Consider the following 12,202-nt stretch of genomic DNA (forward strand, 5'->3'; position numbering starts at 1 on the left):
GGGCGGTTTCCTCGGTGGCGCCGGGCGGGCCGGACGGCGGACGGGACGCGGGGGACGGGCTGGGGCCGGGCGCCCGGCTCAGTTGCCGAAGGCCATGATCAGCTTCTCCTTGGAGTCGTCGTCGCCGGACAGCCGGCCCGAGGAGATGAAGAGCCGCCCGCCGGTCCAGTCGACGACACCGTCGTAGAAGGTGTTCTCGGCGCCGGCGGCGCCGCGCGGGTTGCGCAGCAGGGCGGCCGCGGTGTGAGAGGAGCCGGTGACCGGCATCGCCACCACCTGGCCGCCCGTGTCGTACGACGGCTGCACATACGCGACCAGCTTGCCGTCCTCCAGCTTCACCGGCGTCATCGGCCGGTCCCCCGGGGACTTGACCCGCCACTTCTCCTTGCCGTCGGAGAGACTGATCGCGACGATCTCGTTGGCGCTGACGGAGGCGTCGGTGGGCAGGTAGAGCGTGTCGGCGTCGGCCACCACGCCCTGGCAGCCCTGGAGGTCGCGTTCGAGGACCGCCCAGCCGCAGCGGGGGGCGAACTTCCCGTCCACCTTGACCTCGGAGCGGAAGGTGCCGTCCTTGGTGAAGGCGGAGATGTTCCAGGTCTTCTTGTCCCGGTTGACCAGGTAGACGACGAGCGGGTCGACCGAGTACGTCCGGCTGACCTCCCAGCCCTTCTTCACCTGCCGGGTCCAGCGGACCTTGCCGGTGGCCGGGTCCAGCTCCTGGATCTCCTCGTGCTCGGTGCCGGTGCCGACGCCGCAGGAGGCCACCTGGACGAACTTGCCGGTGCCGCCCGCGTACGCCTCCGGGAAGCAGGCCGCGCCGTAACGCTTCTTGTCGTACAGCTTCCTGCCGGTGTCGATGTCGTAGGCCGTGCCCGACTGCGAGCGGCCCACCATCAGGGTCCTGCCGCTCACGGACAGTTCGATGGTGAGGGCGCTGTCGAACAGGCCGCCGTCGGCGACCTCGCCCCGCCAGCCCTTCGCGCCGGTGCGCAGGTCGATCTGCTGGAGCTGGTTGCACTTGGCGCGGTCGCCGCCGCCGCTCATGTACGCCACGACGATCTTGTCGTCGGCGGACTTCCGCGTGGTCACCGCGCATATCTTCTGCGGGAAGCCGACCGGTCCCCAGGCGGTGCCGCCGTCGGCGGCGGTGAAGGCGAAGACCTGCTTGTACGCCGCCTTCACCACCGTGTCGCCGCTGAACCACATGCCGGGCGCGTCGGCGCCGGACGCCGGGGCGTCGGGGGCCGGCTTGTACCAGAGCGCCTTGGCCTCGCCGGCTCCGCGGCCCTCGTTGAGGTGGTCCGGGTCCTCGCCGCCGGAGGTGGTCGGCGAGGCGGTGGCGGAGTGCGCGGGACCGTCGCTCCGCCCGGCGACGGGCTTCTTCCCGTCGTCGCCGCCGTCACTGCCACCATCGCCGCCGCCCAGCGCGAACACCGTGCCGCCGACGACGAGCAGCGCGGCCACCGCGGCGCCGATGACGAGCGCCGTCTTCTTCCGCGCACGCGGTGCGCCGGCGGGACCGCCGGGCGCGGCGCCGGGCATGCCCGGGTACGGCGGCTGCGGCGGGTGGCCGTAACCGGGCTGCGGGCCGCCGCCGTACGGGCCGGGCTGCTGGGGTGCGCCGTAAGGACCCGGCTGCGGCTGAGCGCCGTAGGGGCCGGGCTGCTGGGGTGCGCCGTAGGGGCCCGGCTGCGGCTGAGCGCCGTAGGGGCCCGGCTGCTGCGGGTGGCCGTAGGGGCCGGGAGCGGCGCCGTACGGGCCCGGTGCGGGCTGCTGGGGGTAGCCGTAGCCCGGCGGGGGCTGCTGCGGGGGCCCGGCGGGCGGCTGCGGCGCGCCGAAGCCGCCCTGTCCCGGCGGGTTCTGCGGAGCCTCGGACGCGCCGAACGCGCCCTGGGCCGGCGGCTGGTGCGGGGCCCCGGGCCCGCCGGAGCCCGCCGGCTGCGGAGGCTGGTCCTGCGGTGGGCCGAACCCACCGTGCGGCGGCCGGCCGGGCGGCTGAGTCATCAGCGCTCTTCCCCCTCGTTCACTGACTTTTAGCCACGCCCCGAGGTACGCGACGGACCCAAGGTCGTTTCTCGGACGGCTCTTTCTATCACCCGGCACAGACAGCACACGGGGCCGTGCTCTCCCCTGTTCCCAAGGGAGAACCGGCCCGTGATGCCGTCGTTACGCGCCTTCACGCCCCCTTCACGCGGCGCGCGGGATCAGGCGTCCTCCGCCAGTTCCAGCCAGCGCAGCTCCAGTTCCTCGCGCTCCCCGGCGAGGTCCCGCAGCCGGGCGTCCAGCTCGGCCACCTTCGCGAAGTCGGTGGCGTCGTCGGCGATCCGGGCGTGCAGCGCGGACTCCTTCTCGGAGATCTTGTCCAACTGGCGCTCGATCTTCTGGAGTTCCTTCTTCGCGGCGCGCTGGTCGGCGGCGCTCTTCTCCTGCGTGTCCGGCCGGGGCGCCGCGGCGGCGGTCTGCGCGGCGGCCGCCTCCTCCATGCGCCGGCGCCGCTCCAGGTACTCGTCGATGCCGCGCGGCAGCATCCGCAGCGCGCCGTCGCCGAGCAGGGCGAAGACCCGGTCCGTCGTCCGCTCCACGAAGAACCGGTCGTGGGAGATGACGATCATCGAGCCGGGCCAGCCGTCGAGCACGTCCTCCAGCTGGGTCAGGGTCTCGATGTCGAGGTCGTTGGTGGGCTCGTCCAGGAAGAGGACGTTGGGCTCGTCCATGAGGAGGCGCAGGAGCTGGAGCCGGCGCCGCTCACCGCCGGAGAGGTCGCCGACCGGCGTCCACTGCTTCTCCTTGCCGAAGCCGAACGTCTCGCACAGCTGCCCGGCCGTCATCTCGCGCCCCTTGCCCAGGTCGACGCGCTCCCGGACCTGCTGCACGGCCTCCAGCACCCGCCAGGTGGGGTCGAGTTCGGCGACCTCCTGGGAGAGGTAGGCCAGCTTGACGGTCCGGCCGACCGCGATCCGGCCGCCGGCCGGCTGCTCCTCGCCCTCGGTGCGGGCCGCGGCGGCCATGGCCCGCAGCAGCGAGGTCTTGCCGGCTCCGTTGACGCCGACCAGACCGATCCGGTCGCCCGGTCCGAGCTGCCAGGTGAGGTGCTTGAGCAGCACCTTCGGCCCGGCCTGCACGGTGACGTCCTCCAGGTCGAAGACCGTCCGGCCGAGCCGCGAGGAGGCGAACTTCATCAGTTCGCTGCTGTCCCGGGGCGGCGGCACGTCCGCGATCAGCTCGTTGGCGGCCTCCACGCGGAAGCGCGGCTTGGACGTGCGCGCGGGCGCGCCGCGCCGCAGCCAGGCCAGCTCCTTGCGGACCAGGTTCTGCCGCTTGACCTCCTCGGTGGCCGCGATCCGCTCGCGCTCGGCGCGCGCGAAGACGTAGTCCGAGTAGCCGCCCTCGTACTCGTACACGGTGCCGCGCTGCACGTCCCACATGCGGGTGCACACCTGGTCAAGGAACCACCGGTCGTGCGTCACGCACACCAGCGCCGACCGCCGGGTGCGCAGGTGCTCGGCGAGCCAGGCGATGCCCTCCACGTCGAGGTGGTTGGTGGGCTCGTCCAGGACGATGAGGTCCTGCTCCTCGATGAGCAGCTTGGCGAGCGCGATCCGGCGCCGCTCGCCACCGGAGAGCGGTCCGATGACGGTGTCCAGGCCCTTGGGGAAGCCCGGCAGGTCCAGCCCGCCGAACAGCCCGGTCAGTACGTCCCTGACCTTGGCGTTGCCGGCCCACTCGTGGTCGGCCATGTCACCGATGACCTCGTGGCGGACGGTGGCCCCGGGATCGAGCGAGTCGTGCTGGGTGAGCACGCCGAGCCGCAGGCCCCCGGAGTGCGTGACCCGCCCGGTGTCGGAGTCCTCGACCTTGGCGAGCATCCGGATGAGGGTGGTCTTGCCGTCGCCGTTGCGTCCGACGACCCCGATCCGGTCCCCTTCCGACACGCCGAGCGAGACGCCGTCCAGCAGGGCACGGGTGCCGTACACCTTGCTGACGTTCTCGACATTGACCAGATTGACGGCCATTTCACTCCTGTGCACGGGGCTGACTCGACATGCGGCTCCGCCGCGTGGCTCAGCCTTCTAGCGTAGGGCTTCGCAGAGGACACGCGGAGGTGAGGCCCCGGTCACTCCCTGTGATGACGTGACCGGGAACCGGCCGGCATCTACCACGACCACGTCAAGGTCGGCGTGCCGTACGGCATCGACATCGATCTGACCGCCATCGACGGGCTCTGATTTCTCAGAGGAGCGTGGCCCCCGGTACCGGGCCCGCCGCCGTGCGTACCGTCCGGCAGGTTCCCGACGTCCGCAGCGCCTCGGCGGTCTTCCGCGCGGACTCGGCGTCGCGGGCGAGGAACGCGGTCGTCGGGCCGGAGCCGCTGACCAGCGCGGCGAGCGCGCCGGCCGCGCGGCCCGCCGCCAGGGTGTCCGCCAGTTCCGGGAAGAGGGACAGCGCCGCCGGCTGGAGGTCGTTGGAGACGGCCGCGGCCAGCGCGTCCGCGTCCCCCTTCGCGAGCGCCTCCAGCAGCTCAGCCGAGGCCACCGGCTCCGGGATCCGCCGTCCCCGGGCCAGCCGGTCGAACTCGCGGAACACGGCCGGCGTGGACAGGCCCCGCCCGGCCATCGCGAACACCCAGTGGAAGGTGCCGCCGGTCTCCAGGGCCGTCAGCCGCTCACCGCGCCCGACACCGAGCGCCGCCCCGCCGACCAGGCTGAACGGCACGTCGCTGCCCAGCTCGGCGCAGAGGGCGAGGAGGTCCGCGCGGGAGGCGCCGGTCCCCCACAGCGCGTCACACGCGAGCAGCGCCCCCGCGCCGTCCGCGCTGCCGCCCGCCATGCCGCCGGCGACCGGGATGTCCTTGGCGATGTGGATGTGCACGTTCGGCTCGACGCCCGCCCGGCCGGCCAGCGCGAGGGCCGCGCGGGCGGCGAGGTTGGTGCGGTCCAGCGGGACCTGGCCGGCGTCCGGGCCGGCGCAGGTGATCCGCAGCTCGTCCGCGGGGGTCACGGTCACCTCGTCGTACAGGCCGACCGCGAGGAAGACGTTGGCCAGGCCGTGGAACCCGTCCGGGCGGGCGGCGCCCACCGCGAGCTGGACGTTGACCTTCGCCGGCACCCGGACCGTGACGCTCACTCGCCGCTCCCCTTGTGTTCCGCGATCCGCGCGAACTCCTCGACCGTCAGCGACTCCCCGCGCGCCTGCGGCGAAACCCCGGCCGCGACCAGGGCCGCCTCCGCGGCGGCGGCCGATCCGGCCCAGCCGGCGAGCGCGGCCCGCAGCGTCTTGCGGCGCTGCGCGAAGGCCGCGTCGACCGCCGCGAAGACCTCGCGCTTGGAGGCGGTCGTCTTCACCGGCTCCGTGCGCCGGACCAGGGAGACCAGCCCGCTGTCCACGTTCGGCGCGGGCCAGAAGACGTTGCGGCCGATGGCCCCGGCCCGCTTCACCTCCGCGTACCAGTTGGCCTTCACGGACGGCACGCCGTACACCTTCGAGCCGGGCGGGGCGGCGAGCCGGTCGGCGACCTCGGACTGCACCATCACCAGCGTCCGTTCGATGCTCGGGAAGGTGTCGAGCATGTGCAGCAGCACGGGCACGGCGACGTTGTACGGCAGGTTCGCCACCAGGGCCGTCGGCGCGGGGCCGGGCAGCCCGGCGACGTGCATCGCGTCGGAGTGGACCAGCGCGAACCGGTCGGCGCGCTCCGGCATGCGCGCGGCGATGGTCGCGGGCAGCGCGGCGGCCAGCACGTCGTCGATCTCCACGGCGGTGACCCGGTCGGCGGCCTCCAGCAGCGCCAGGGTGAGCGAGCCGAGCCCCGGGCCCACCTCCACCACCACGTCGTCGGGGCGGACCCCGGCGGTACGGACGATACGGCGGACCGTGTTGGCGTCGATCACGAAGTTCTGGCCGCGCTGCTTGGTCGGACGGACACCGAGCGCTGCTGCCAGCTCACGGATGTCGGCGGGGCCGAGGAGGGCGTCGGGGGTGGGGCTGCTCACGGGACAAGGGTACGGGGAGGCGACGGCCCCGGTTCCCGCCGTCCCCGCGGCGCACCGGAAGCCGCCGCCGGGCGGGACCCGAAGCCCGGGACGGCACCCCTACGGTCTTTCGTCCGGATCGGCCCGGCACGATCCGAACGAGAGGCCCTAACCGCGCAGTCGCGCTCCGCAGTGCGGCCAGGGGCTCGCCCCGCGCCGTACGTACAGCTTCTTCGCGCGGTAGGTCTGCTCCTGCGCGGAGGCGTCCTGGGGCCGGCCCGTGCCGCCGAGGCTGTGCCAGGTGCGGGTGTCGAACTGGTAGAGCCCGCCGTACGTCCCGGACGGGTCGACCGCGTCCGGCCGGCCGCCGGACTCGCACAGCGCGAGGGCGTGCCAGTCCAGGTCGTCGGCGCCGTGCACGGACGCGGGCCGCGGCTTCGTGCCCACCCGCACCACCTGGCTGAGCGGCGCCTGCACCACCTCGGTGCCCACCGGGCGCGGCCGCTGCCGGACCCCGTTGACGATGCGCACGTAGGAGACGGTGCGGCGCACTCCGGGCCGGCCAGGCCGTGCGACGACCTCGATGCCCCGCAGGAGCGTGGGATCGGCGGTGCGCTCGACGGCGTACGGGACGGGCTCGTCGTACACCTCCCGCCGACCGCTCACCCGCAGCACGGTCACCGTCTGTCCGTCGCGCGGGAAGCTGTCCGCCGGGACGGAGAGGGTGTCCTCGCCGCGCAGGGTGATCCCGGCCTCCGCGACCGCCTCCCGGACGGTGGCCGCGTTGGTGCGGACGGTGCGGGCCCGGCCGTCCGCCATGACCGTGACCGCGCGTTCGGTGCGCACGTCGAGCGCGAGCCCGGCGCGTCCGATGCGCTGGGAGCGCGAGGCGGACAGCCGGGCGCCCTCGGCGCGGACGCCCAGCTGTTCCAGCGCGCCCGCCACGGTGTGCGCCGTCGTCCACACCTCCTGGCGGCGGCCGTCCAGGGTGAGCCGCACCGGGCGACCGTAGCGCACCGCGACCTCGTCGCCGCTGGTGAGCGCCGCACCGGGGGCGGGCGCGACCATGTCGTGCGCCCCGACGCGTACGCCTTCCTCGGCGAGCAGCTCGCGCACGTCGTCGGCGAAGGTGTGCAGCGTGCGGGGCCGGCCGTCGACGCTCAGCTCGACCGCCTTGTCCTCGGCGACGAAGACGGTGGTGCCGCCGGCGAGGAAGGCCACGACCAGCGCCTGCGGCAGCAGCCGGCGCACGGCGGACTCCGGGCGCTCGGGGTGGCGGGCCCTGCGCCGGCGCGCGGACCGCCCGCTCATCGCCTCGGGGCCGTCCCCGGTCTGGCGCGGCAGCACCGGCGCGGGGGCGGGCATCGGCGCGGGTGCGGGCGCCGGGGTCTCCGGCCGCGTGTTCCTCCCGTGCCGGGGCCGGTACAGGGTGTCGGCGTACGGGGCCTCGGCGTACGGGATGCCGGCGTACGGGGTGTAGGCCGGGGTGCCGTACGCCACCGTCCGCCCGTCGCGCGGGCCGCCGGGCCCGGGGCCGCCGGGTGCTGCGGCGCCGGGGCCGTACGCCTCCCACGTCTCGTACTGCGACTCGCTCACGCCGACACGCTCCAGAGGGCCAGGGGGTCCGGATCGGGCCCCAGAACCTAGCGGAGCGCCGGTCACCCGCCAAAGTGACGCGGCTACGCAGCGTGTCGGACGGACGATCGGCGTGCGGCGATGGTTACTTTCCGTGCACGCTCAGTAGGCGAAGGCGCGGGCCGTGTTGGCGGCCAGGGCCGTCGCCAGCGCGTCCTCGTCGATGCCGCGCACCGCGGCCATCGCACGGACCGTCACCGGAACGAGATACGGGGCGTTCGGCCGTCCGCGGTACGGCGCCGGGGTCAGGAACGGCGCGTCCGTCTCCACCAGCACCAGCTCCAGCGGGGCGACGGCGAGGGCGTCCCGCAGGTGCTGGGCGTTCTTGAAGGTGACGTTGCCGGCGAAGGACAGGAAGTAGCCCTCGCGGGCGCAGACCCGGGCCATCTCCGCGTCACCGGAGTAGCAGTGGAAGACGGTGCGCTCCGGGGCGCCCTCCTCCTTCAGCACCCGCAGCACGTCGGCGTGGGCGTCGCGGTCGTGGATGACGAGCGCCTTGCCGTGCCGCTTGGCGATCTCGATGTGGGCACGGAAGGAGCGTTCCTGGGCGTCCTTGCCCTCGGGGCCGGTGCGGAAGTAGTCCAGGCCCGTCTCGCCGACGCCCTTGACCTGCTCCAGCGCGGCCAGCCGGTCGATCTCGGCCAGCGCCTCGTCCAGGGCCGCGTCGCCGCCCGCCGTCCGGGCGCCCTGCCGGGACCAGTTGTCGGGATCGCCGTGGACGATGCGCGGGGCCTCGTTGGGGTGGAGGGCGACGGCGGCGTGGACGGCGGCGTGCGCGGCGGCCGTCTCGGCGGCCCACCGGGAGCCCTGGAGGTCGCAGCCGACCTGGACGACCGTGGTGACGCCCACCGAGGCCGCCTTCGCCAGGCCCTCTTCGACCGTGCCGGACTGCATGTCGAGGTGGGTGTGGGAGTCGGCGACGGGCACCCGCAGGGGGGCCGGGAGCGGCGGCGCCGCGTTCTTGTCGTCGCCCTTGGGGCTCTGGCCGGCGTTCGAAGGCATGCCCCGATCCTACGAAAGGGGCCCGCCGCCGAACGCCGCCGGCCGGTGGCCCGGGGACCGGCGGCCCGGGGGCCGGTGGCCCCGGGGACGCCGGCGGCCGGGTCAGCCCGCCTTGCGGTGGAAGGGGTGCAGCAGATCGGACAGGTGCCAGTGGTGCGGCTCCCCGGCCGCCCCGCCCGGCACCGGCGCCTCGACCGGGCCCGCCGGCGGCACCGGCGCCTCGGCCGGGCCCGTCTGCGGCACCTGGTGCCGGCCGGTCCCGGCGCGCGCCGAGGAGACCTGGCCGGCGCGCATGATCCGCAGCACGCGGCCCTCGCAGTTCTGGCAGCGCGGCCGGCTCAGCGGCGACGGCACGATCCGGCCGTCCGCCACATAGAGCACGAACTCCTCCCCCTGGGCGTCCGTGTGGTGCTCTATCGCGTACGACTGTTCCCAGCCGTGCCCGCAGCGCATGCAGGCGAACGCGTACGACTCGTGAACGACGGCCGCGGCCGTACGACGGAGACCGGTCTGCCCTGCTATGTCACTCATGCCAGCTCCCTGTTGGACGGTTGCGTCCCGGTCGGGGCGGGTGCGTCCCGTCACCCAGTGGACGCCCCGCCCGGCGGGAACGCATCCGTCCTGTCGAGTGTTGGAGCCGATTTGGTCATCGCTTGCCCCGGGGGCGCGAATGAGACAGCTGGGCTTTGCCATCGGTGACAGCCTTTTGCCCGTCCATGGGGCGCGCGGGGGCGCCTCACGGGGGCGCGGGGAAGGGCCCCGCGCGACCGGCGCCGGGTGGCCGGCCACCCGGAGCTGCTTGCCGGGCCGGCGGCGCCCGCCTCAGCCGGCCGAGCGCTTGGCCGCGACGACGGCGTCGAACACGACCCGCTTGGGCAGGCCCGCCTCCGCCGCCACCGCCGCGATCGCCTCCTTGCGGCGCTCGCCGGCCTCCTCGCGCACCTGGACCCTGCGCACCAGTTCCCCGGCGTCCAGGTCCTCCGGTCCGGCCTCGGGCGCGCCCTCGACCACGACGGTGATCTCGCCGCGCACACCGTCCGCGGCCCACCGCGCCAGCTCGGCCAGCGGACCGCGCCGTACCTCCTCGTAGGTCTTGGTCAGCTCGCGGCAGACGGCGGCCCGCCGGTCCGCGCCGAAGACCTCGGCCATGGCGGCGAGGGTGTCGTCGAGCCGGTGCGGGGCCTCGAAGTAGACGAGCGTGCGCCGTTCGGCCGCGACCTCGCGCAGCCGGGACAGCCGCTCGCCGGCCTTGCGCGGCAGGAAGCCCTCGAAGCAGAACCGGTCGACGGGCAGCCCGGACAGGGCGAGCGCGGTGAGCACGGCGGACGGCCCGGGTACGGCGGTGACCCGGACGTCCTGCTCCACGGCGGCGGCGACCAGCCGGTAGCCGGGGTCGGAGACGGACGGCATGCCGGCGTCGGTCACCAGCAGCACGCGCGCGCCGCCGAGCAGCTCCGCGACGAGTTCGGGGGTGCGGGCGGCCTCGTTGCCCTCGAAGTAGGAGACCACGCGGCCCTTGGGGGTGACGCCGAGCGCCTGGGTGAGCCGGCGCAGCCGCCGGGTGTCCTCCGCGGCGACCACGTCGGCGCCGGCCAGCTCCTCGGCCAGCCGGGGCGGCGCGTCCGCGACGTCGCCGATGGGGGTTCCTGCGAGGACAAGGGTTCCAGTCACGCCCCCATCCTCGCAGGGACCGCCCGCGGCCCGGGAAGACGCCCGCGCCCCGGCGACCCGTGCGGCCCGGGCGGTCCGTGCGCGGGACTCGCACAGCACGGTTCCCTACGATGGCGCGGTGACCGATACCGCGTCCTCCATGGACCTCCGGCAGGACCGGCCGCCGCACGACCGGCAGCCGTCGTGGCAGCAGCGGCTGCGCCGATTCGGGTACGCGCCGGACCGGGACGCGCCCGCGGCCGACGTGCGCGACCGGCTGGTGCCGCCGTACGCGCGGCCGGGCGACCGGCTGTGGCGGGTGCTCGGCGCCTCCCCGGTCCTCGCCGAGCGGATCACGCGCTGGTCGGGCTGGGGCGGGCCGCTGCTGGTGACGCTGCTGGCGGGCCTGATGCGGTTCTGGCACCTGGGCAGCCCGCACGCGGTGATATTCGACGAGACGTACTACGCGAAGGACGCCTGGGCGCTGGTCCACCGCGGCTTCGAGGTGAGCTGGGACCAGTACGGCAAGAACGCCAACGACCTGGTGCTGCGGCAGCACGGCCACCTCGCGGTGCCGACGGACCCGGCGTACGTGGTGCACCCGCCGGTCGGCAAGTACGTGATCGGGCTGGGCGAGCTGGTCTTCGGGTTCGACCCGTTCGGCTGGCGGTTCATGACGGCGCTGCTCGGGACGCTGAGCGTGCTGCTGCTGTGCCGGATCGGGCGCCGGCTGTTCCGCTCGACGTTCCTGGGCTGTCTGGCGGGCGCGCTGATGGCGGTGGACGGGCTGCACTTCGTGATGAGCCGCACGTCGCTGCTGGACGGCGTGCTGATGTTCTTCGTGGTGGCCGCGTTCGGCGCCCTGGTGGTCGACCGGGACCGGGCGCGGGAGAGGCTGGCCGCCGCGCTGCCGGTGGACCCGGACGGCCGGGCCCGGCCGGACGCGTCCGTGGCGGACGCCTTCCGGTTCGGGTGGCGGCCCTGGCGCTGGACGGCCGGGGTGATGCTGGGCCTGGCCGCCGGCACGAAGTGGAACGGCCTGTACGTGCTGGCGGCGTTCTGCGTCATGACGGTCCTGTGGGACGTCGGCACCCGCAAGGTGGCCGGCGCGTCCCGCCCGTACACCGCCGCCCTGAAGTACGACACCGGTCTCGCCTTCGTCGCGACGGTGCCGGTGGCGCTGGTGGTGTACGTGGCCTCCTGGACCGGCTGGATCCTCTCCCCGGCCGACGGCACGGGCGGCTACTACCGCAACTGGGCGGCCACCGACGGCAAGGGCGGCACCTGGGCGTTCCTGCCGGACTGGCTGCGCAGCCTGTGGCACTACGAGCACGAGGTGTACAAGTTCCACGTCCACCTCGACCAGCCGCACACCTACCAGTCCAACCCGTGGAGCTGGCTGGTGCTGGGCCGCCCGGTGTCGTACTTCTACGAGTCGCCGGCCCCGGGCACCGACGGCTGCCCGGCGGACGCGGGCCAGAAGTGCGCCCGGGAGGTGCTGGCGATCGGCACGCCGCTGCTGTGGTGGGCGGCCTGCTTCGCGCTCGTCTACGTGCTGTGGCGCTGGGCGCTGCGCCGCGACTGGCGGGCCGGCGCCATCGCCTGCGGGATCGCGGCGGGCTATCTGCCGTGGTTCCTGTACCAGGAGCGGACCATCTTCCTCTTCTACGCGGTCGTCTTCCTGCCGTTCCTGTGCCTGGCGGTGGCCATGATGATCGGCGCGATCGTCGGACCGCCGGGCTCCGGGGACACCCGCCGGGTGATCGGCGCGACGGGGGCGGGCGTCCTGGTGCTGCTGATCGCCTGGAACTTCATCTACTTCTGGCCGCTGTACACGGGCACCGCGATCCCGATCGACTCCTGGCGGTCGCGGATGTGGCTGGACACCTGGGTCTGATCACGGTTGCACAACTCCCCTGTGGCGGGCACCGCAACCGCTTACAGTG

Annotated in this window: 9 protein-coding genes; 1 reads left to right on the plus strand and 8 read right to left on the minus strand. The window is 74.4% G+C overall.

Features of this window, described 5'->3' with window-relative positions; all coding sequences use genetic code 11:
* Positions 1-78: 78 nt before the first annotated feature.
* The 8 genes from ACH4OA_RS09800 to rsmI all read right to left on the minus strand — a co-directional run bounded on the left by ACH4OA_RS09800 (position 79) and on the right by rsmI (position 10,277).
* Complete coding sequence (locus tag ACH4OA_RS09800) at positions 79-2,004, minus strand: PQQ-binding-like beta-propeller repeat protein (RefSeq protein WP_397968461.1); 1,926 nt, start codon at positions 2,002-2,004, stop codon at positions 79-81.
* Positions 2,005-2,204: 200 nt separating this feature from the next.
* On the minus strand, positions 2,205-4,013 hold the full coding sequence (locus tag ACH4OA_RS09805; protein WP_365941545.1) for an ABC-F family ATP-binding cassette domain-containing protein: 1,809 nt from the start codon (positions 4,011-4,013) through the stop codon (positions 2,205-2,207).
* 217 nt (positions 4,014-4,230) lie between these two features.
* Complete coding sequence (locus tag ACH4OA_RS09810; protein ID WP_397968463.1) at positions 4,231-5,124, minus strand: 4-(cytidine 5'-diphospho)-2-C-methyl-D-erythritol kinase; 894 nt, start codon at positions 5,122-5,124, stop codon at positions 4,231-4,233.
* The gene (rsmA, locus tag ACH4OA_RS09815; RefSeq protein WP_365883045.1) at positions 5,121-5,990 is read right to left on the minus strand and encodes a 16S rRNA (adenine(1518)-N(6)/adenine(1519)-N(6))-dimethyltransferase RsmA; all 870 of its coding nucleotides are present in this window, start codon (positions 5,988-5,990) and stop codon (positions 5,121-5,123) included. Before rsmA ends, ACH4OA_RS09810 begins: the two co-directional genes overlap by 4 nt.
* 147 nt (positions 5,991-6,137) lie before the next feature.
* Complete coding sequence (locus tag ACH4OA_RS09820; protein ID WP_397968466.1) at positions 6,138-7,565, minus strand: ubiquitin-like domain-containing protein; 1,428 nt, start codon at positions 7,563-7,565, stop codon at positions 6,138-6,140.
* 141 nt (positions 7,566-7,706) lie between these two features.
* Positions 7,707-8,606, minus strand: a complete 900-nt coding sequence (locus ACH4OA_RS09825; RefSeq protein WP_365883047.1) for a TatD family hydrolase — start codon at positions 8,604-8,606, stop codon at positions 7,707-7,709.
* A 102-nt stretch (positions 8,607-8,708) separates the two neighbouring features.
* Positions 8,709-9,137 carry a hypothetical protein gene (locus ACH4OA_RS09830; protein ID WP_397968468.1) on the minus strand — a complete coding sequence of 143 codons (429 nt, stop codon included), beginning with the start codon at positions 9,135-9,137 and terminating at the stop codon, positions 8,709-8,711.
* A 291-nt stretch (positions 9,138-9,428) separates the two neighbouring features.
* A complete protein-coding gene (rsmI, locus tag ACH4OA_RS09835) occupies positions 9,429-10,277 on the minus strand; it encodes a 16S rRNA (cytidine(1402)-2'-O)-methyltransferase (protein ID WP_365941994.1) in 849 nt (282 codons plus the stop codon).
* 118 nt (positions 10,278-10,395) lie between these two features.
* Here rsmI and ACH4OA_RS09840 point away from each other — a divergent pair, with 118 nt between their 5' ends.
* On the plus strand, positions 10,396-12,153 hold the full coding sequence (locus ACH4OA_RS09840; RefSeq protein ID WP_365875084.1) for a phospholipid carrier-dependent glycosyltransferase: 1,758 nt from the start codon (positions 10,396-10,398) through the stop codon (positions 12,151-12,153).
* Positions 12,154-12,202 lie beyond the last annotated feature (49 nt).

It is taken from the genome of Streptomyces sp. NPDC017095, assembly GCF_044332325.1.
Classification (GTDB): Bacteria; Actinomycetota; Actinomycetes; order Streptomycetales; family Streptomycetaceae; genus Streptomyces.

Excerpts from the sequence above, each read along its gene's own strand:
- ACH4OA_RS09830 (WP_397968468.1), bottom strand. The coding sequence starts at position 9,137 with ATGAGTGACATAGCAGGGCAGACCGGTCTCCGTCGTACGGCCGCGGCC.
- ACH4OA_RS09805 (WP_365941545.1), bottom strand. The coding sequence starts at position 4,013 with ATGGCCGTCAATCTGGTCAATGTCGAGAACGTCAGCAAGGTGTACGGC.
- ACH4OA_RS09825 (WP_365883047.1), bottom strand. The coding sequence starts at position 8,606 with ATGCCTTCGAACGCCGGCCAGAGCCCCAAGGGCGACGACAAGAACGCG.
- ACH4OA_RS09800 (WP_397968461.1), bottom strand. The coding sequence starts at position 2,004 with ATGACTCAGCCGCCCGGCCGGCCGCCGCACGGTGGGTTCGGCCCACCG.